This is a genomic window from Streptomyces sp. NPDC005791 (assembly GCF_042871485.1).
Classification (GTDB): Bacteria; Actinomycetota; Actinomycetes; order Streptomycetales; family Streptomycetaceae; genus Streptomyces.
In genome coordinates this window covers 1-19359 of the sequence record NZ_JBIAIP010000002.1, presented here as the reverse complement: position 1 = coordinate 19359, position 19359 = coordinate 1, and the positions used below count along the sequence as shown (strand labels likewise).

Genomic DNA, 19359 nt, shown 5'->3' with positions numbered 1-19359 from the left:
GACTTACTTCTTCTCCTCGAGCTTTGCAGGCATTCCCTCACCATCAATATACGAATGAGTGTTGGCGCTGGCGCTGTTGAATCCCTTTTCTGCGGCGGACGCCACAGAGGCGACGATATTCGGTGATGGGTTTCCGGACTGCTCGCCGGCTTCCTTGGCTGCCGTCTCGACAAGCTCGTAGGTCGACACCTTGGTGGCACCCATCTCTTGACCGTTGCGGTAGATAACTTCTCCCGAGCTATCCTTCATGGAGCCTTCTGTAAGGGCGCCGATGATTGTGTCTGCCGCAGTGCCGGCCACTCCACCTGCGACGATCCCGCCAGGGCCGAGCATGGGAGCTGTCCCTATGCCGATACCGATGCCAACAGCGCTTCCGACCCAGGTACTCGTTGCCTCGATCGCCTTGTTGTAGTCAGCGTCCTTCGCCCCTCCTTCGACTTCTGCTTCGTATGATCGGCCTGCCCCGATGGTCCCCTGGATTTCCCCGGCCACTTCAGCGGTCAGTGTGATTGTCTGCTTCAGGTTATCGTTCTGTGAGAATCCGGGGTCGGTAATGAAAGCGTCGGGGTTCCGGAAGTGGTATTCCATCAGGTGCGTCGTGTAGCTGTGCTGGCCGGCGCTGACTGCTGCGTAACCCTCAGGATTCTGGCCCAGCATGTACAGGAAGCGGGCAGTGTCGGGTTCGTCCACTGCGGCCGCAGATCCGGCGATGGGGAAGAGGTTCTCCTCGCCTTCTTGGTTCGCGTTCAGCGACCGATGAATATCGGGCATATATTCAGCGGCGATCTGCCCGATGCTGTCGGACATGTAACTGTGGCCGCCCAGGAGAGCGGGCTTCTCCGAGATCGCTTCGATCAGGCTCTTCGTCAGCGCTGCCTGCTGTGCGTTGTGTGCAGGCGTATCCGCTGTGGGCATTTCTCCGGCGGGGTGACCGGTCGTCGCTGCCTCGAGGGCCAGAGCCATGTTGTTCCGCCCGGCGATGCTGTCGTCACCCTTGTCGTTCTGGTCCTGCGGCCAGTCACGCTCCCCGAAGAGGTAGTCGAAGTTGCTGAGCTCCCTCATCCCCTTGTTGCCGTCCCCGTCGGTGTCTTCCTTGAAGTCGTGGTCCTCGTCCTTCGTCACGAAGGTGTCGCTGAAGAACTCGGTCGCAGCGTCTGGGCTGTTCGAGAGGGCCTTCATGAAGCCGGTCATCGGGTCCGACCCCGAGTCGGAACCGGTCCGGTTGAGGAGAGGGTCCATCCCCATGTGCGTCCAGGCGCCGTGGCGTCCGTTGTCGGTGAACTTCTTCTCGGTCTTGATCAGCTCATTGCCGTAGTCATCCAGGAACTTGTTGTCGTAGTTCCCCCAGCGCATCAGGTTGCTCATCACCTGGAAGCCCAGGGTGCCGGAGTTCTTGGAGATCGGCTGGCTGCCGAGATCCACCATGTCGCGCTTCCAGGTCGTCATTCCCTGTGTGTCGCTCTGACTGGCGGTCGCCAGGGTGAGGCTCAGGTTCTTCTGCAGTTCGTCGTACTGGTCGACCCTCTGCCGGCCGATGTCATAGGCGCGATGGGGGTCGTTCAGCCCCGCCCAGAAGTCAAGCGTTCCCTGGGCTCCCAGGTTCTCCGCGAAGCGGGCGGAGAACAGTTCGTCGCCCGACATCTTCTCCAGCCCGGCATTCAGCTTGTCGAACTCCTTGACCGTGAGGTCCTCGGGGTTCTTCTTCGCGAGCGCCGAGAGCTCGTCGGCCTGCTTGATCGCGTCGGCCGCGGTGTCCCGGTCCTTGTACTCGGCGCCCGAGAATCCGAGATCGGCCTGGTCCGCAAGGGCTTTGAGGGCGGCGGAACCCGTGCGGTCGCTCTCGGTGGCCTTGTCGAGTATCTTCTGCAGCTCGTCGCGGAGCGCTGTGACGTCGCTCTGGCCGTGGTCGGGCACAGTCGTCCCCTTGGCCGCACGGTCCGGGTGGATGTTCATCGTGACCGTGAAACCACCACCACCTGTCGTGGTGACCGTGAGGTTCTTCTTCAGCCCGCGTTCCAGGGCGTCGTTTAGCTGCCCTTGGTACACCTTCAACTCGTCGCGCGTGTCCTTGAGGATGCTCCACAGGGACTTGGCCTGCTTGTGGGCGTCTTCGAACTCGCGCACGGTCTTGTCGACGAACCCTTTGGTGACATTGGCGTTCTCGCCCGACCAGTCGGCCTTGTCAGCTTTCGCCTTGAGACCGTCCCTGGCATCCCCTTTGAGGGTGGCGAGGTTGGTCACCATGGTCGACCAGTCGGTGACGGCCGAGTCCAGCTGCCCGAACTTGGCGAAGCGCAGGGTCTCGAGGTCCATCAGTTGTCCGCCTTGTTCTTCTCACCCTTGGGCGCGTTGTGGTCGTCGAATGCCTGGTCGAGCGCGGCGATGCTGCTGACCCTGCTCCTGACGTACTGATCGTCGCCCTGATGCACGTACTTCGTGAAGTCCATGTGGTTCGCTATATGCCCGCACGCGTCCATGAGGGACTTGAGCTGTACGTCCCATCGGTCTGCCACGTGCTGGAGGGCACCACCGAGATCGAACCCCTGACTGGTGAGGTTGCCGGCGGCGGTCTCGCTGGTGGGGACGGCTACGCGCCCCTCTTTCCACAGTCGGGTGTTCAGCTTCGAAGCCTCGTCACGGACGTCCGAAAGGGCGGTGTCGTTGACCGTGAGGTCACCCTTCTTGCCGCCACCGCCACCGCCACCGTCCCCGGCTTTGTTGAGCTGCATATGCGCGCCGCTGTTGGCGACCGCGTCGGCCTTCAGCTGCTCCCACTCGGCCCATGCCATGGGTGGAACCTCCAGTGTGTGCCGGCGACGCCGGACTTCCTGCATCGTTGTTCTGCCGGGATACGGGCGGTGGTCCGCCGCGTGAGGGAAGGAAGGAGGGCGGGGCAGCGCGTCCCGACCGTGAACCGGTGGGAGCACGCCGCCCCGCCCACTGTTACCGCTGTCCGTCCAGGAGCCCGGACTGCACCAGTGGATTACCGCGTCGCCGGGTGACGAAGACCCCGCGCCCCGGGGGCATCGGGCGCGGTCGTACGTTGCCGAGGATGTCTCCCTCGATGGGGTCGCCGGAGAGCATCAGGCCCTGCGCACCCAGTTCCAGCATGCGCTGCATGAAGGGCTCGTAGAGAGCGCGGCCCGCCCCCGCCGTGCTGCGGGCGATGATGAACCGCACGCCGACATCGCGGGAGAACGGCAGCATCTCGGTGAGCTTGGCCAGCGGGTTACCGCTGGACGTCGACACCAGGTCGTAGTCGTCGACGACCACGTACACCGTCGGACCGCTCCACCAGCTGCGGTCGCGGAGCTCCTGGGCGGTGACTTCGGGCGAGGGCGTACGACGCTTCATGAGGTCGTACAGCGCGTCCGCGTGGTGGTCCATGTTGTTGGACATGGGCACGTACTCCGCCAGGTGCGTCGCGGGGGTGACGTCAAGGAGCGCTCGCCGGTTGTCGATGACGAAGAACTTGGCCTCGCTCCCGTCGTACCGCTCGGTCAGCTGTTTGATGAGCAGGCGCAGCAGATTGGACTTGCCGGACTCGCTCTCGCCGAACACCAGGAAGAAGGGGTCCCGTTCGAAGTCGAGGAAGACAGGCTCCAGGTTGTTCTCGTCGATACCGAACGCGATGCCCCGCTCCGGCTGGGCGTAGCCCGACGGCAGCTCGCGGGCCGGGAGTTCGCGGGGCAGCAGACGGACCGCGGGGGCGGGCGCCGCGGTCCAGTGCCGGGCGACCTCCTGGTTCATGGCGGCCGTGGCCTCGGAGAGGTCGCTGTCGGAGTTGATGCCGTCGATCCGCGGTACAGCGGCCATGAAGTGCAGCTTCTCCGGCGTGAGACCGCGTCCGGGCACGCCGGCGGGCACGTTGACCGCGGCCTTGCGGTCCAGTTCGGAGTCCATGACGTCACCGAGGCGCAGCTCGAGCCGGTTCATCAGGTGGTCCTTCAGGTTCGCCCGGACCTCCATGGAACGCGACGCCGTGACGATCAGATGGATGCCGTAACCGAGACCGCGCTGCGCGATGTCCATGGCCGCCGATTCCAGGGCCTCGTAGTCCGTGCGGAAGTTGCCCCAGCCGTCGATGAGCAGGAAGACGTCACCCCACGGCTGATCCGTCACCGAGATCTCGCCGCGCGCCCGCAGCCGTCGGAAGGTGGCGATGGAGTCGATGCCCGCGCTGCGGAAGTACTCCTCGCGGCGCGCCATGATCCCGTACACCTCGGCGACCGTACGACGCACCCGCTCGGGGTCGAGCCGGGACGCGACCCCTCCGACATGCGGGAGACCGGCGACGGAGGACAGGCCGCCGCCACCGAAGTCGAGCCCGTAGAACTGGACCTCCTGCGGGGTGTGGGTGAGGGCGAAGCCCGCGATGAGCGTGCGCAGCAGCGTGGACTTGCCCGACTGCGGCCCGCCGGTGATCTGCATGTGGCCCGCCGCACCGGAAAAGTCCCGGTAGAGCGTGTCGCGGCGCTGCTCGTACGGCTTGTCGACCACACCCAGCGGTACGACGAGACGCCCCGCGCCCTCGAACCCGGGCTGGGTCAGCCCCCGTCCCTCGACGGGGGAGAGCCCCGGCAGGAGCTCGTCCAGCGACGGCGGGTTGTCCAGCGGCGGCAGCCACACCTGGTGTGCGGAGGCCCCCCGGCCCTCCAGCCGGCGCACGATCACGTCGAGCACCGTGTCGGCCAGGGCGTCGTCCTCGGACGTACGCGCGTCGGGTACGCCGGTCGGCGCCGTCGGCTGTACGTAACGCACCGGCACCGGAGCCGCGGTGAACACCACGGGCCTGCGGTCCACCGGCAGCGGACCGGAGGACGCGGCCGGCCGGTCTCCGGAGCGGTACACCCCGGAGACGTAGGCCGCCTTGAAGCGCACCATCTCGTCCGTGCCGTACTTCAGATAGCCCGAACCGGGGACGTTGGGCAGGTGATAGGCATCGGGAACGCCCAGCGCGGCACGGGACTCACCGGCGGAGAACGTACGCAGACCGATCCGGTACGAGAGATAGGTCTCCAGGCCGCGCAGCCGCCCCTCCTCGAGGCGCTGCGAGGCCAGCAGCAGGTGGACGCCCAGCGAACGGCCGATACGGCCGATCTGCACGAACATCTCGATGAAGTCCGGCTTGGCGGTCAGCAGCTCGCTGAACTCGTCGATGACCAGGACGAGCGACGGGATGGGCTGCAGCGGGGCGCCCGCGGCCCGCGCCTTCTCGTAGTCGTGGATGTTGGCGTAGTTGCCGGCGTCGCGCAGCATCTCCTGGCGGCGGTTGAGTTCGCCGCTGATGGAGTCGCCCATGCGGTCCACCAGCGTCAGGTCGTCCGCGAGGTTGGTGATCACCGCTGCGACATGGGGCATCTGTGCCATACCGGCGAAGGTGGCACCACCCTTGAAGTCGGCGAGGACGAAGTTCAGCGTCTCCGAGGTGTGGGTGACGGCAAGGCCCAGTACGAGCGTGCGGAGCAGTTCGGACTTGCCGGAACCGGTGGCGCCGACACACAGGCCGTGCGGCCCCATGCCCTCCTGCGCCGCCTCCTTGAGGTCCAGCATCACCGGGCCGCCGTCCTCGCCCACGCCGATCGGCACCCGGAGCCGCTCCGCCTGCGAGCGTGCCCGCCAGGTCCGGCTGACGTCGACCGACGCCGCGTCACCGAGATTCAGCAGATCGGTGAACTCCAGGTTGGCGAGCAGCGGTTCGTCGTCGTCCCCGCCGGAGGCCACGTGGAGCGGGGCCAGCTGCCGCGCCAGTGCTTCCGCGGCCTCATGGCTCAGCAGGTCGGGAAGACCGTCGTACACCAGGCCGTGCCCCGACTCCAGCCGCAGCGAGTGGGGATCGACCACGATGGAGAGACCGCCGCGCGCTCCGTTGACCTGGCCCGTGACGATCTCGACGACCGTCACGCCCTGAAGGCCCTCGGCCGCCGCCAGCGCGGACGTCGCCGGTACGGACTCGCCGTCGAGGACGACGACGACGTGCGGCAGGTCGAGGATCGGCTGACCGCCCGGCTGGAAGCGCGGCCGGCCGTCGAGGCGGCCCGCGAGCAGCTCCTCCAGCTCCGCGACACTCGTGCTGATCAGGCGGCGGCTGCCGGCGCCGTCGATCGCTCCCGGCACCTGGACGTGCGGAAGCCACTTCGTCCACTCCCAGCGGGGAGCGGCGTCCCGGCCGGTCGCGACGGCGATGACCAGGTCCTCGGGGGAGTGCAGCGAGGCGAGCGCACCGACCATCGCGCGGGCCGTGGCACGCGCGGATTCCGCCTCGCCGCTGATCGTCAGGTGGTAGAAGGCGCGGAGCGAGACCGCCATCGGCAGCCCGTCCAGCGTGCTGTGGGTCGTCAGGAACTGCTGCATCGCCCCGGCTGTCAGCGGCTCCAGCTCATCGACCGGCGCGGTGTCGGGCGCGACGAGCGGTGTGGCCAGCTCCTGGCTGCCGAGACCGATGCGTACGTGGGCGAAGTCGGCGTCCCCGACACGGCGCTCCCACACCCGGCTGCCTTCGGCCACGAGCGCCCACAGCTGCTCCGGGGACGGGTGCAGATAGAACTGCGCGTCACGCTGCTGCCGGGCGGTCCGCAGTACGGCGCGCCGGGTCTGCGTCAGGTACTTGAGATAGTCGCGCCGCATGTCCGCGAGCTGGCCCTGGGTGCCGCGGCGGAAGCGGATGATCATCGCGATGGCCATCGCGACCGTCGACGCGATCATGATCATGCCCATGATCCGCATGATCGGGTTCGGCGTCATGAAGAAGAAGACGACGGAACCACCCATGCCGAGCATCGGCAGCAACTGCATCATCACCCCCTCCTGCTGCCCCCGGGGCAACTCGGGCGGAGGTTGCAACTGCACCTGCTCGCCCGGAACTTCGGAGGGGAGGGCCCGCGGTGGGCGCTTGACGACGATCTGGCTCACAGCTCACCAATTCCCTTGCCGGACGGAACTGTTCCTATCGGCGCCCCCGTGGCGACGGGTTCCGTACGCGGGAGGATCCTACTGGCGTACCCGGTGACCCGAGGGCGGTAGGGTGTCGCGACGCGTGTACGCATCCGCTAACTACCGCAAAAAAATGGGTCATTCGGGACGCGTGCGGAGACCGTGTCCCAGGGTGTGTACGCAGGAGGTCCAGGAGAACCATGAGGGGGAGCAGCACGTGACTATGACGGCCCAAACGGCGGCTACCGGATCCGGACGGCCGGGTTCCGGAGTTCCGGCCGGCAACGGAACCGGCTTCTGCCGGGTCACGGTCGTCGCGCCTGACAGCCGCGTCGACGTGGCGCTGCCCGAGGACATTCCCGTCGCCGACCTCTACCCGGAGATCCTCCGGCTGTCGGGACAGAGCCCCGCCCAGGGCGCCCCGGTCGGGTACCACCTGGTGCGCCGCGACGGAACGGTCCTCGACAGCGGCCGTACGCTGGCCGGCCTGCGCGTCCTCGACGGTGAGCTGCTGTCCCTCCGGCCCTTCGCTGAGTCGCTGCCTCCCGCCGTCTTCGACGACGTCTCCGACGCCGTCGCCACGGCCGTCGCCCGGGACCGCACTCTGTGGGGCGACGGCCTCATGCGTTCGGCCGGGCTCTTCGGCGGCTCGGTCCTGCTGGCCCTGCTCGGCTTCGTGCTGTGGACCTCCGACGTCCGGCACGACATGCACGGCCTGCCGGGCATCCTGGCCGCCGTCACCGCTCTGCTCCTCCTCGCGCTGGCCTGTGTACGCGCGCGTGTCTACGCGGACCGCGGTTCGTCCATCGCGCTGGGGATCGGCGCACTCGCCAACGCGGCAGTCGCCGGGGCCGGGCTCCTCCCGCTCGGCGCGGGACAGGGGATCGGCAGGCTCCAGTTCCTGCTCGCCTGCGCCGCCGTGCTGGTGGCGTCGGTGATCCTGATGATCGCCGCCCCCGAAGGTGACGGCACGTTCGTCGCGTTCGTGTTCGCCTCCGTCATCGGCGTACTGGTGACCTTCGTCGCGATCATGACCGGCATGGAGCCAGCCGAGACCGCGGCCGTCTGCGCACCCCTGTCGGTGGGGCTCCTCGCCTTCCTGCCAGGGCTCTCCACCCGCTTCGCCCGTCTTCCGATCGGCTTCGAGCCGCCCCGCACCACCGTCGGCGACTACGGGACGTCCGACCCGGCGCCCCAGGGTCCGGTCGACGCCGAGCGCATCACCGCCCAGGCACGGCGCGGCCATGAACTGCTCGTCGGTCTCGTCGGCGGATGCGCGCTGGTCGCCGTGGGGGCCGCGGCGGTGCTCGGCTTCTCGGACAGCGTCTGGGGCCAGCTGCTGGCACTCGCCACCGGCGTCGCGATGCTGATGCGCGCCCACCTGTTCCGCTACACGGCTCAGGTCGGCTGCGCCTTGGGCGCGGGCCTCGCCGCACTCGTACTCCTCGGTTTGGGACTGTCGCTCAACCCGCCGACCGAGCTGATCCGCGAGGCGCTCACGGGCGACAGCGCGGGACTCGACATCCGTACGATCTGGCTCACCGCCGCGGTCGCCGCAGTCGCCGCGGTGATCATCGCGATCGGACTGATCGTGCCGCGCAAGGGAGTCACCCCTTTCTGGGGGCGTTTCCTGGAGATCGCCGAGACCTGCGTACTCCTGACGCTGCTGCCGCTGTGCCTCGCCGTTTTCGACGTCTACCACTCGATCCGGGCGCTCACCAGCTGACACCCGTCGGAGGCCCCCCGAAGGACTGGTACTCTGGCCAGTGGCCGTTTGTGTACGCGTCCCCGGATCATCCTGGGGGCTGCGCTCATCGGACCTTCGCCTCCGAGTCATGGAAGCTCCCCTGAGATCAAGACCAGGGGCACTCGTGGGCGCATCGAACATCAAGAGGAGTACGCGTGCCGCTCGACGCCGCTACGAAGAAGCAGATCATGTCCGAGTTCGCCCAGAAGGAGGGTGACACCGGATCCCCCGAGGTCCAGGTCGCCATGCTCTCCCGCCGGATCTCGGACCTGACGGAGCACCTCAAGACGCACAAGCACGACCACCACTCCCGTCGTGGTCTGCTGATCCTGGTCGGCCAGCGTCGCCGCCTCCTTCAGTACCTGGCCAAGAAGGACATCCAGCGCTTCCGTGCGCTCGTCGACCGCCTCGGCATCCGCCGTGGCGCGGCCGGCGGCGCCAAGTAAGGACGCTGTGAGAGGGAGCGGTACCCCGGTTCCAGGGGGCCGCTCCCTTTGCTGTACGTGCGGGACCGGGGTCAGGCTCAGTAACCTGGACGCACAACACCAGAACGAGGAGAGGCACCCCACGGCCGCCGCCGGTCCTCGGTAGTGGCCCCCGGGACAACGCCCGGGAGCTTCGATCGAAGACCGGCCCGCACACACGGTGTGCTTCTCCGCACCGTCCTCCGCCACACGGGCGGCAGGACGAAAGACGACGAGTATGGAGAAATCACTAGTGGAGAACGAGACCCACTACGCCGAAGCCGTGATCGACAACGGTACTTTCGGCACCCGCACCATCCGCTTCGAGACGGGCCGCCTGGCCAAGCAGGCCGCCGGCTCCGCCGTCGCGTACCTGGACGACGACACCATGGTGCTGTCGGCCACCACCGCTTCCAAGCGGCCCAAGGACCAGCTCGACTTCTTCCCCCTCACGGTGGACGTCGAGGAGCGGCAGTACGCGGCCGGCAAGATCCCCGGCTCCTTCTTCCGCCGTGAGGGCCGGCCCTCCGAGGACGCGATCCTCACCTGCCGCCTGATCGACCGCCCGCTGCGCCCCTCCTTCAGGAAGGGCCTGCGCAACGAGATCCAGATCGTCGAGACGATCATGGCGCTCAACCCCGACCACCTGTACGACGTGGTCGCGATCAACGCAGCGTCCGCCTCCACGATCCTGGCGGGCCTGCCCTTCTCCGGTCCGATCGGCGCCACCCGCGTCGCCCTGATCAAGGGCCAGTGGGTCGCCTTCCCGACGCACACCGAGCTCGAGGACGCCGTCTTCGACATGGTCGTCGCCGGTCGCGTCCTCGAGGACGGCGACGTCGCGATCATGATGGTCGAGGCCGAGGCCACCGAGAAGACCATCCAGCTCGTCAAGGACGGCGCCGAGGCCCCGACCGAAGAGGTCGTCGCCGCCGGTCTCGAGGCCGCGAAGCCCTTCATCAAGGCGCTCTGCAAGGCCCAGTCCGACCTCGCCGCCAAGGCTGCCAAGCCCACCGGCGAGTTCCCGGTCTTCCTCGACTACCAGGACGACGTCCTGGAGGCGCTCAGCAAGGCCGTCAGCACCGAGCTCGCCAAGGCGCTCACCATCGCCGGCAAGCAGGAGCGCGAGGCGGAGCTGGACCGCATCAAGGAGATCGCGGGCGAGAAGCTCCTCCCGGCCTTCGAGGGTCGCGAGAAGGAGATCTCGGGTGCCTACCGCGCGCTGACCAAGAAGCTGGTCCGCGAGCGCGTCATCAAGGACAAGGTCCGCATCGACGGCCGCGGCGTCACGGACATCCGTACGCTCGCCGCCGAGGTCGAGGCCATCCCGCGCGTGCACGGCTCGGCGCTGTTCGAGCGTGGCGAGACCCAGATCCTGGGCGTCACCACCCTCAACATGCTCCGCATGGAGCAGCAGCTGGACACCCTTTCCCCGGTGACCCGCAAGCGCTACATGCACAACTACAACTTCCCGCCGTACTCCGTCGGTGAGACCGGCCGCGTGGGCTCGCCCAAGCGCCGCGAGATCGGCCACGGCGCGCTCGCCGAGCGCGCCATCGTGCCGGTGCTGCCGTCGCGCGAGGAGTTCCCCTACGCGATCCGCCAGGTCTCCGAGGCGCTGGGTTCCAACGGCTCGACGTCCATGGGCTCGGTCTGCGCCTCCACCATGTCGCTGCTGAACGCCGGTGTGCCCCTCAAGGCCGCCGTCGCCGGTATCGCCATGGGCCTGATCTCGCAGGAGATCGACGGCAAGACCCACTACGTCGCCCTCACCGACATCCTCGGTGCGGAGGACGCCTTCGGCGACATGGACTTCAAGGTCGCCGGCACGAAGCAGTTCGTGACCGCGCTCCAGCTCGACACCAAGCTCGACGGCATCCCCGCCTCGGTCCTGGCCGCCGCGCTGAAGCAGGCCCGTGACGCGCGTCTGCACATCCTGGACGTCATGAACGAGGCCATCGACGTCCCGGACGAGATGTCCCCGAACGCCCCGCGGATCATCACCGTCAAGATCCCGGTGGACAAGATCGGTGAGGTCATCGGCCCCAAGGGCAAGATGATCAACCAGATCCAGGAGGACACCGGCGCCGACATCACGATCGAGGACGACGGCACCATCTACATCGGTGCCCAGCAGGGCTCGCAGGCCGAGGCCGCCCGCGCCACGATCAACGCCATCGCCAACCCGACCATGCCGGAGGTCGGCGAGCGCTACCTGGGTACGGTCGTCAAGACCACCACCTTCGGTGCGTTCGTCTCCCTGATGCCCGGCAAGGACGGTCTGCTGCACATCTCGCAGATCCGCAAGCTCGCCGGTGGCAAGCGCGTGGAGAACGTCGAGGACGTGCTCGGCGTCGGCGCCAAGGTCCAGGTCGAGATCGCGGAGATCGACTCCCGCGGCAAGCTCTCCCTCATCCCCGTCATCGAGGGTGAAGAGGACGAGACGAAGGACGACACCGACAAGTGACGTCCCGTAGTTCCGTGACGACGGCCCGCACCTCTTCGGAGGCGCGGGCCGTCGCCCGTACCCAAACGCTTCTCAAGGGCAGCAACGGCATCGGTACGGTCCGCCGCACCGTCCTCCCCGGCGGTCTCCGGGTCGTCACCGAGACGCTGCCCTCCGTACGCTCCGCCACCTTCGGGATCTGGGCCAACGTCGGATCACGCGACGAGACGCCCACCCTCAACGGCGCGACGCACTACCTCGAGCACCTCCTGTTCAAGGGCACGGCCAAGCGCAGCGCCCTCGACATCTCCTCCGCGATCGACGCGGTCGGCGGCGAGATGAACGCCTTCACGGCGAAGGAGTACACCTGCTACTACGCGCGGGTCCTGGACACCGACCTGCCACTGGCCATCGATGTCGTCTGCGACATGCTGACCGGCTCCCTGATCGCCCCCGAGGACGTCGACGCCGAGCGCGGCGTCATCCTCGAGGAGATCGCGATGACGGAGGACGACCCGGGCGACTGCGTGCACGACCTGTTCGCGCACACCATGCTCGGCGACACCCCGCTGGGCCGTCCGGTCCTCGGCACGGTCGACACGGTCAACGCGCTGAACCGCGGCCAGATCGCGCGCTTCTACAAGAAGCACTACGACCCCACCCACCTGGTCGTCGCCGCCGCCGGCAACGTCGACCACGCCACGGTCGTACGACAGGTCCGCACGGCGTTCGAGCGCGCCGGCGCCCTGAGCCGTACCGATGCCGTCCCGACGGCGCCCCGGGAAGGCTCCCGCGCCCTGCGCGCCACGGGCCGTGTCGAACTGCTGAACCGCAAGACCGAGCAGGCCCACGTCGTCCTCGGCATGCCCGGACTCGCCAGGACGGACGAGCGCCGCTGGGCACTCGGCGTCCTGAACACCGCCCTCGGCGGCGGCATGAGCTCCCGACTCTTCCAGGAGGTACGGGAGAAGCGCGGGCTCGCCTACAGCGTGTACTCGTACACCTCGGGCTTCGCCGACTGCGGACTCTTCGGTGTGTACGCGGGCTGCCGGCCCAGCCAGGTGCACGACGTCCTGAAGATCTGCCGCGACGAGCTCGACCGCGTGGCGAGCGAGGGCATCGGTGACGAGGAGATCGGCCGGGCCGTCGGCCAGCTCGCCGGATCCACCGTCCTCGGCCTCGAGGACACGGGCGCGCTCATGAACCGCATCGGCAAGAGCGAGCTCTGCTGGGGCGAACAGATGTCCGTCGATGACATGCTGGCCAAGATCGCGGCGGTCACCCCCGACGAGGTCCGTGCCGTGGCGGCCGACGTCCTCGGACAGCGGCCCTCGCTCTCGGTCATCGGCCCGCTGAAGGACAAGCAGGCCGACCGTCTCCAGGAAGCGATCTCCTGACCACCCGTAAGGAAAAGAGCACATGAGCAAGCTGCGCGTGGCCGTTCTCGGCGCCAAGGGACGCATCGGGTCCGAGGCGGTACGAGCCGTGGAGGCCGCCGACGACATGGAGCTGGTGGCGGCCCTCGGCCGCGGTGACACGCTGGACACTCTCACGGAGACCGGCGCCCAGGTGGTCGTCGAGCTGACCACACCCGCATCGGTGATGGACAACCTCGACTTCTGCGTCCGGCACGGGATCCACGCGGTCGTCGGCACCACCGGCTGGACCGACGAACGGCTCGCGCAGCTCCGCACCTGGCTCTCCGGTTCGTCGGGGACCGGTGTGCTCATCGCACCGAACTTCTCCATCGGCGCGGTGCTCACCATGAAGTTCGCGGAGCAGGCCGCCCGCTACTTCGAGTCGGTCGAGGTCATCGAGCTCCACCACCCGAACAAGGCCGACGCACCCTCCGGCACGGCCACGCGCACCGCCCAGCTGATCGCCGCGGCCCGTGAGAGGGCGGGAGCGGCGCCGCAGCCCGACGCCACCGTCACCGCACTGGACGGAGCGCGCGGCGCGGACGTCGACGGGATCCCGGTCCACTCGGTCCGGCTCCGCGGCCTCCTCGCCCACCAGGAGGTCCTGCTGGGCAGCGAGGGCGAGACCCTCACCGTCCGACACGACTCGCTGCACCACAGCAGCTTCATGCCGGGCATCCTGCTCGGCACCCGCCGCGTGGTGACCACTCCCGGCCTCACCTTCGGCCTGGAACACTTCCTCGACCTGAACTGACTGGGCCCAACCCCATGCGCGCAAAGCTCACCTACGTCCTCACCGCTGCCGTCCTGGTCTTCTACTTCGTCCTGGCCGGCAGCCGAGGCGTCCTGCTCATCCGGCACGGCACCCTGCTCACGGTCACCTTCGGCGTGGCGGTGCTGATCCTGCCGGTGATCGGGATCTGGTTCCTCTGGAAGAACACCCAGTTCGTCCGCAGGGCCAACGCCCTGGCCGCCGAACTGGACGCCGAGGGCGGCCTTCCCGTCGACGAGCTGGTGCGCACCCCCTCCGGACGAATCGACCGCGACTCCGCCGACGCCGTGTTCGCGCGGCGCCGTGAGGAGACCGAGGACAGCCCGGACGACTGGCGCTGCTGGTTCCGGCTGGCCGTCGCCTATCAGGACGCGAGGGACACCCCACGGGCCCGTAAGGCGATGCAGCGTGCCATCGCCCTGCGCACGAACAAGCCGGTACGCGCCTGAGCGGCGCCGTACCGGCTTGTGCGTGTTCTCTGCTCAGCGGGAAGTACCGCGCCCTCCTAGGGGGCGCGGTACTCGTCCCCCCAGGCCTCGATCGAGTCCGTGGCGCGCTCGAACGCCTCCGCGCGGGCCAGGAAGTCCCCGTTGTGATCGGTGAGCAGCGGCGCCAACGGCTCGCCGTTCATGCGCACCACGAGCAGCGCCTGTCCCTGGACGGTGCGCGGGAGACCGAGCCATTTCACCGGCTGCTGCACCGTGCGCACCGCGGCGGTGTCCTTCCACTGCACGGTGGTCGTACGGAAGAAGCCCACCCGGCGTACGCCGTGCCGGCTCACCCAGGCACCGACCCGCAGGAGCCGCAGCGCGCAGGCGATCATCACGGCGGCGAGCACGAAGCACGCGGTGGCGCCGGACAGTGACCCGGTGAATGTGATGATCATTGCGGCGAGCAGCACGAACGATGCCAGAAGCAGCAGGGTGGCTGCCGCAGCGACCCGCCACGGGCCGGGGCGGTAGGGCCGCCGCCAGCTGTCGTGGTCGTCGAACGGCAGCGCGATGTCCTCTGCGTCCGCGTCGAATGCGCGGTCGGCCGTCAGGAAGGGCAGGGGCACGACTGTTCCTCACTCGCAAGCACGCTCGATTGCTGTGCCCGGTGAGGCTACCGAGCAGCCCCCCGGCCGACCACCCCAGGGGGCCCGTACGAGTCAGCGGTGCCGCGAAGCCTCGGACGTCTGACTGTGGGACGGCGTCCGGTCGGTGTCGAGAGCGGGCAGGCCGAGGAGCAGCGACCCGGCGAAGCCGGCGACCAGCGTCAGCCCTACGAGCCACTGAGAGGCCAGCTGCGAGCGACTGGCGCGTCGCCGGGGAGGCGGAGTGACATTACTGCGGAACCGGTCGGCCTCGGCAACGAACGAGAACGGGACGGATTCACGCCGGCGGAACATGAGGAAACTCTCCTTGAACTCTGTGACGGGTGCTGCTAATGAGTCAGACGTACGAGAGGCCCGATCGGTGCCCCGAATCGCCGAACCCGTCCAAATTTTCCCGCTGACGGCTGCTGCCCCTGAGGCCCGTAGAGTGGACGCCGCCCGAGCGACGCCATTGGAAGGACCCCCGCCGGTGACCGACACCCCCGAGCCCACGAAGGCCCACTTCCGCAGCGATGTCACCGTTGACCTGGTGAAGTCAGCGGCCAGCGACTCCGACGTGCTGTTCGCAGCCCGTGTGTCCACGGCCGGGGAGCAGTCCCTGGAAGAGGTCACCAAGGACCCCGAGCGTTCCAAGGGCCTCATCAACTACTTGATGCGGGACCGGCACGGCAGCCCGTTCGAGCACAACTCGATGACCTTCTTCATCAGCGCACCGATCTTCGTGTTCCGCGAGTTCATGCGGCACCGCGTGGGGTGGTCGTACAACGAGGAATCGGGCCGCTACAGGGAGCTCGAGCCCGTCTTCTACGTCCCGGGGGAGTCCCGCAAGCTCATCCAGCAGGGGCGCCCCGGCAAGTACGAGTTCGTCGGGGGAACCCCGGAGCAGCACGAGCTCACGAGCCGCGCCATGGAGGACTCGTACCGCCAGGCGTACGACGCGTACCAGGAGATGCTCGCCGCCGGGGTGGCCCGGGAGGTCGCCCGCGCGGTGCTCCCCGTCGGCCTGTTCTCCACGATGTACGCCACCTGCAACGCCCGCTCGCTCATGCACTTCCTCGGTCTGCGCACGCAGCACGAGCTGGCCAAGGTGCCGTCCTTCCCCCAGCGCGAGATCGAGATGGTCGGCGAGCAGATGGAACAGCACTGGCAGACCCTGATGCCACTCACTCATGCCGCGTTCAACAAGAACGGACGGGTAGCCCCGTAGGCGGTGTCCGTATTGCGGCGTTTCATGAAGTTCATCTAGGCTGATCAAACGGACCCGGCACTGCTTGAACCCCCGAGCAGGCAGTGCCGGGCTCCTCTTCCTCGTCCCCCGAGGGAGCGCGGCGCGCCGAGCAACGAGTAGCGTGTTACCCATGGCTCCGATCTCCACTCCGCAGACCCCCTTCGGGAGGGTCCTCACCGCTATGGTCACGCCGTTCACGGCGGACGGCGCACTCGACCTCGACGGCGCCCAGCGGCTCGCCGCCCATCTGGTGGACGCAGGCAATGACGGCCTGGTCATCAACGGCACCACCGGTGAGTCCCCGACCACCAGCGACACGGAGAAAGACCAGCTCGTAAGGGCTGTGCTCGAAGCCGTAGGAGACCGGGCCCACGTCATCGCAGGCGTCGGCACCAACGACACCCGGCACAGCATCGAGCTGGCCCGCACCGCCGAGCGCACCGGCGCCCACGGCCTCCTCGCCGTCACGCCGTACTACAACAAGCCGCCGCAGGAAGGCCTCCTCCGGCACTTCAACGCCATAGCGGACTCCACCGGACTACCGGTGATGCTGTACGACATTCCCGGCCGCAGCGGTGTGCCGATCGACACAGAGACGCTCGTACGACTCGCCGAGCACCCCAGGATCGTCGCCAACAAGGACGCCAAGGGAGACCTGGGCCGGTCCAGCTGGGCCATCGCCCAGTCCGGCCTCGCCTGGTACTCCGGCGACGACATGCTCAACCTCCCCCTGCTCTCGGTCGGCGCAGTCGGCTTCGTCTCCGTCGTCGGCCATGTCGTCACCCCGGAGCTGCGCGCGCTCATCGAGGCCTACCTCGGCGGTGATGTGCAGAAGGCCACGGAGATCCACCAGAAGCTGCTCCCGGTCTTCACCGGGATGTTCCGCACCCAGGGCGTGATCACCACCAAGGCCGCGCTCACCCTGCAGGGCCTGCCCGCCGGTCCGCTGCGCCTCCCTCTGGTGGAACTCACGGCGCAGGAGACAGCCCAGCTCAAGATCGATCTGGCCGCCGGCGGGGTACAGCTCTGATCACGGGCCACACAGACTTCACAACTGAATACGCGAGGACACTCGCGGCGGAAACACCACCTGACAACAGCAAGTGCACGAATGACACACGCGCCACGTGCCCTCAGCGGTACGTGGCGCGCGTGGTAAGGAGAGTCTTTTGAGTCATCCGCATCCTGAACTCGGTACCCCGCCGAAGCTCCCCAAGGGCGGCCTGCGGGTCACCCCGCTGGGCGGCCTGGGCGAAATCGGCCGCAACATGACGGTCTTCGAGTACGGCGGCCGTCTGCTCATCGTCGACTGCGGCGTGCTCTTCCCCGAGGAGGAGCAGCCCGGCATCGACCTGATCCTGCCGGACTTCACCACCATCCGGGACCGCCTGGACGACATCGAGGGCATCGTGCTCACGCACGGCCACGAGGACCACATCGGTGGCGTCCCGTATCTGCTCCGGCTGAAGCCGGACATCCCGCTGATCGGTTCCAAGCTGACCCTCGCGCTCATCGAGGCCAAGCTGCAGGAGCACCGGATCCGCCCCTACACCCTCGAGGTGATCGAGGGGCAGCGCGAGCGCATCGGCGTGTTCGACTGCGAGTTCATCGCGGTCAATCACTCCATCCCGGACGCTCTCGCCGTCGCCATCCGCACTCCCGCGGGCCTGGCCGTCGCGACCGGTGACTTCAAGATGGACCAGCTCCCGCTGGACGGACGTCTCACCGACCTGCACGCTTTCGCCCGGCTGAGCGAGGAGGGCATCGACCTCCTTCTCTCGGACTCGACGAACGCCGAGGTCCCCGGCTTCGTCCCGCCGGAGAAGGACATCTCCAACGTCCTGCGGACCGTGTTCGCCAACGCGCAGAAGCGCATCATCGTGGCCAGCTTCGCCAGCCACGTCCACCGCATCCAGCAGATCCTGGACGCCGCCCACGAGTACGGCCGCCGGGTCGCTTTCGTCGGACGGTCCATGGTCCGCAACATGGGGATCGCCCGCGACCTGGGATACCTGAAGGTGCCCGCAGGCCTGGTCGTCGACGTCAAGACCCTCGACGACCTGCCCGACGACGAGGTCGTGCTGGTCTGCACGGGTTCCCAGGGCGAGCCGATGGCCGCTCTCTCCCGTATGGCCAACCGGGACCACCAGATCCGGATCGTTCCCGGCGACACGGTGATCCTGGCGTCGTCCCTGATCCCCGGCAACGAGAACGCGGTCTACCGCGTGATCAACGGCCTGACCCGCTGGGGCGCCAACGTCGTCCACAAGGGCAACGCCAAGGTCCACGTCTCGGGCCACGCGTCGGCCGGCGAGCTGCTGTACTTCTACAACATCTGCAAGCCGAAGAACCTGATGCCGGTGCACGGCGAATGGCGCCATCTCCGGGCCAACGCCGAACTCGGTGCGCTGACCGGCGTGCCGAAGGACCACATCGTCATTGCCGAGGACGGCGTCGTGGTCGACCTCGTCGACGGCAAGGCGAAGATCGTCGGCAAGGTCCAGGCCGGCTACGTGTACGTCGACGGCCTCTCGGTCGGCGACGTCACGGAGACGTCCCTCAAGGACCGCCGCATCCTCGGCGACGAGGGGATCATCTCGGTCTTCATCGTGGTCGACAGTTCGTCCGGCAAGATCGTGGGCGGTCCGCACATCCAGGCCCGCGGTTCCGGCATCGATGACGGTGCGTTCACCGCGGTGGTGCCCAAGGTGGAGGACGCCCTCAACAAGTCGGCCCAGGACGGGGTGATGGAGCCGCACCAGCTCCAGCAGCTGGTCCGGCGCACGGTGGGCAAGTGGGTGTCGGACACCTACCGCCGGCGCCCGATGATCCTTCCGGTCGTCGTCGAGGTCTGACCCCGACGGCTCCCGTCAGGCCACCGACCAGGAGCGGGGCGCCTCGATTTGCATCGAGGCGCCCCGCTCCAGTACGTTTGCGATTCCGCCTGAACGGGAAGCACGCGGCGCACGTGTGCGCCGGGAGCCCTTCGAGGGGGCGGGGAATTCGACTCAGAACTTCTGATAAAGTCGGATCAGCCGAAAGGCAAAGGCCACTCCAAAGGCCGCCGGAATCAAATTCGGACCGGAAACGGAACGAAATGAGTCTGGTAAGGTTGGAACCGCTGGAAAGGGAAACGCGAAAGCGAAGAACTGGAAAGCGAAACAGCAGGAACCCGCTTCGGCCGGGAATCGGACACGAAAGAGTCTGATAGAGTCGGAAACGCAAGAACGAAGGGAAGCGCCCGGAGGGCCCCGG

Annotated in this window: 14 protein-coding genes; 9 read left to right on the top strand and 5 right to left on the bottom strand. The window is 67.8% G+C overall.

Translation table 11 applies throughout. From position 1 onward, the window contains the following. Nucleotides 1-3: 3 nt before the first annotated feature. The 3 genes from ACFYSH_RS04360 to eccCa all read right to left on the bottom strand — a co-directional run bounded on the left by ACFYSH_RS04360 (nt 4) and on the right by eccCa (nt 6912). Complete coding sequence (locus ACFYSH_RS04360; RefSeq protein ID WP_359475352.1) at nt 4-2313, bottom strand: hypothetical protein; 2310 nt, start codon at nt 2311-2313, stop codon at nt 4-6. Then, nucleotides 2313-2789 (bottom strand): hypothetical protein, encoded by a 477-nt coding sequence (locus tag ACFYSH_RS04355; RefSeq protein WP_388750861.1) that lies wholly within the window; start codon nt 2787-2789, stop codon nt 2313-2315. The genes ACFYSH_RS04360 and ACFYSH_RS04355 overlap by 1 nt, the downstream gene beginning before the upstream one ends. Nucleotides 2790-2943: 154 nt before the next feature. Continuing rightward, nucleotides 2944-6912, bottom strand: coding sequence for a type VII secretion protein EccCa (eccCa, locus tag ACFYSH_RS04350; RefSeq protein ID WP_359475346.1), 3969 nt, complete (start codon nt 6910-6912; stop codon nt 2944-2946). Between the two features lie 244 nt (nt 6913-7156). Between eccCa and eccD the strand changes: the two genes are divergently transcribed. The 6 genes from eccD to ACFYSH_RS04320 all read left to right on the top strand — a co-directional run bounded on the left by eccD (nt 7157) and on the right by ACFYSH_RS04320 (nt 14229). Further along, nucleotides 7157-8659, top strand: a complete 1503-nt coding sequence (gene eccD / locus ACFYSH_RS04345) for a type VII secretion integral membrane protein EccD (RefSeq protein ID WP_359475487.1) — start codon at nt 7157-7159, stop codon at nt 8657-8659. Nucleotides 8660-8835: 176 nt separating this feature from the next. Beyond that, a complete protein-coding gene (rpsO, locus tag ACFYSH_RS04340; RefSeq protein ID WP_003965855.1) occupies nt 8836-9126 on the top strand; it encodes a 30S ribosomal protein S15 in 291 nt (96 codons plus the stop codon). 271 nt (nt 9127-9397) lie between these two features. Next, the gene (locus ACFYSH_RS04335) at nt 9398-11611 is read left to right on the top strand and encodes a polyribonucleotide nucleotidyltransferase (protein WP_359475484.1); all 2214 of its coding nucleotides are present in this window, start codon (nt 9398-9400) and stop codon (nt 11609-11611) included. Next, a complete protein-coding gene (locus ACFYSH_RS04330; RefSeq protein ID WP_359475343.1) occupies nt 11608-12987 on the top strand; it encodes a pitrilysin family protein in 1380 nt (459 codons plus the stop codon). Before ACFYSH_RS04335 ends, ACFYSH_RS04330 begins: the two co-directional genes overlap by 4 nt. A 22-nt stretch (nt 12988-13009) precedes the next feature. Beyond that, nucleotides 13010-13762, top strand: a complete 753-nt coding sequence (gene dapB / locus ACFYSH_RS04325; RefSeq protein WP_359475340.1) for a 4-hydroxy-tetrahydrodipicolinate reductase — start codon at nt 13010-13012, stop codon at nt 13760-13762. 14 nt (nt 13763-13776) lie between these two features. Then, entirely contained in the window at nt 13777-14229 is a 453-nt protein-coding gene (locus ACFYSH_RS04320) for a hypothetical protein (RefSeq protein WP_359475337.1), read from the top strand. A gap of 56 nt (nt 14230-14285) precedes the next feature. Here the strand turns inward: ACFYSH_RS04320 and ACFYSH_RS04315 are convergent, their stop codons facing one another. Continuing rightward, nucleotides 14286-14837: a hypothetical protein gene (locus ACFYSH_RS04315; RefSeq protein ID WP_359475334.1), complete on the bottom strand. Its 552-nt coding sequence runs from the start codon at nt 14835-14837 to the stop codon at nt 14286-14288. A gap of 93 nt (nt 14838-14930) precedes the next feature. Continuing rightward, entirely contained in the window at nt 14931-15170 is a 240-nt protein-coding gene (locus ACFYSH_RS04310) for a hypothetical protein (RefSeq protein WP_359475331.1), read from the bottom strand. 175 nt (nt 15171-15345) lie between these two features. Between ACFYSH_RS04310 and thyX the strand changes: the two genes are divergently transcribed. From thyX to ACFYSH_RS04295, 3 genes are all read left to right on the top strand, one after another. After that, entirely contained in the window at nt 15346-16083 is a 738-nt protein-coding gene (thyX, locus tag ACFYSH_RS04305; RefSeq protein WP_359475328.1) for an FAD-dependent thymidylate synthase, read from the top strand. Between the two features lie 151 nt (nt 16084-16234). Then, nucleotides 16235-17134, top strand: coding sequence for a 4-hydroxy-tetrahydrodipicolinate synthase (gene dapA / locus ACFYSH_RS04300; RefSeq protein WP_359475325.1), 900 nt, complete (start codon nt 16235-16237; stop codon nt 17132-17134). Nucleotides 17135-17273: 139 nt separating this feature from the next. After that, entirely contained in the window at nt 17274-18959 is a 1686-nt protein-coding gene (locus ACFYSH_RS04295) for a ribonuclease J (protein WP_359475322.1), read from the top strand. The last annotated feature ends 400 nt before the right edge of the window (nt 18960-19359 follow it).

What these genes read in the sequence shown, in the direction of transcription:
- eccD (WP_359475487.1), top strand. Translation starts at nt 7,157, where the DNA reads ATGACGGCCCAAACGGCGGCTACCGGATCCGGACGGCCGGGTTCCGGA.
- ACFYSH_RS04320 (WP_359475337.1), top strand. Translation starts at nt 13,777, where the DNA reads ATGCGCGCAAAGCTCACCTACGTCCTCACCGCTGCCGTCCTGGTCTTC.
- dapB (WP_359475340.1), top strand. Translation starts at nt 13,010, where the DNA reads ATGAGCAAGCTGCGCGTGGCCGTTCTCGGCGCCAAGGGACGCATCGGG.
- ACFYSH_RS04355 (WP_388750861.1), bottom strand. Translation starts at nt 2,789, where the DNA reads ATGGCATGGGCCGAGTGGGAGCAGCTGAAGGCCGACGCGGTCGCCAAC.
- ACFYSH_RS04360 (WP_359475352.1), bottom strand. Translation starts at nt 2,313, where the DNA reads ATGGACCTCGAGACCCTGCGCTTCGCCAAGTTCGGGCAGCTGGACTCG.
- dapA (WP_359475325.1), top strand. Translation starts at nt 16,235, where the DNA reads ATGGCTCCGATCTCCACTCCGCAGACCCCCTTCGGGAGGGTCCTCACC.
- ACFYSH_RS04310 (WP_359475331.1), bottom strand. Translation starts at nt 15,170, where the DNA reads ATGTTCCGCCGGCGTGAATCCGTCCCGTTCTCGTTCGTTGCCGAGGCC.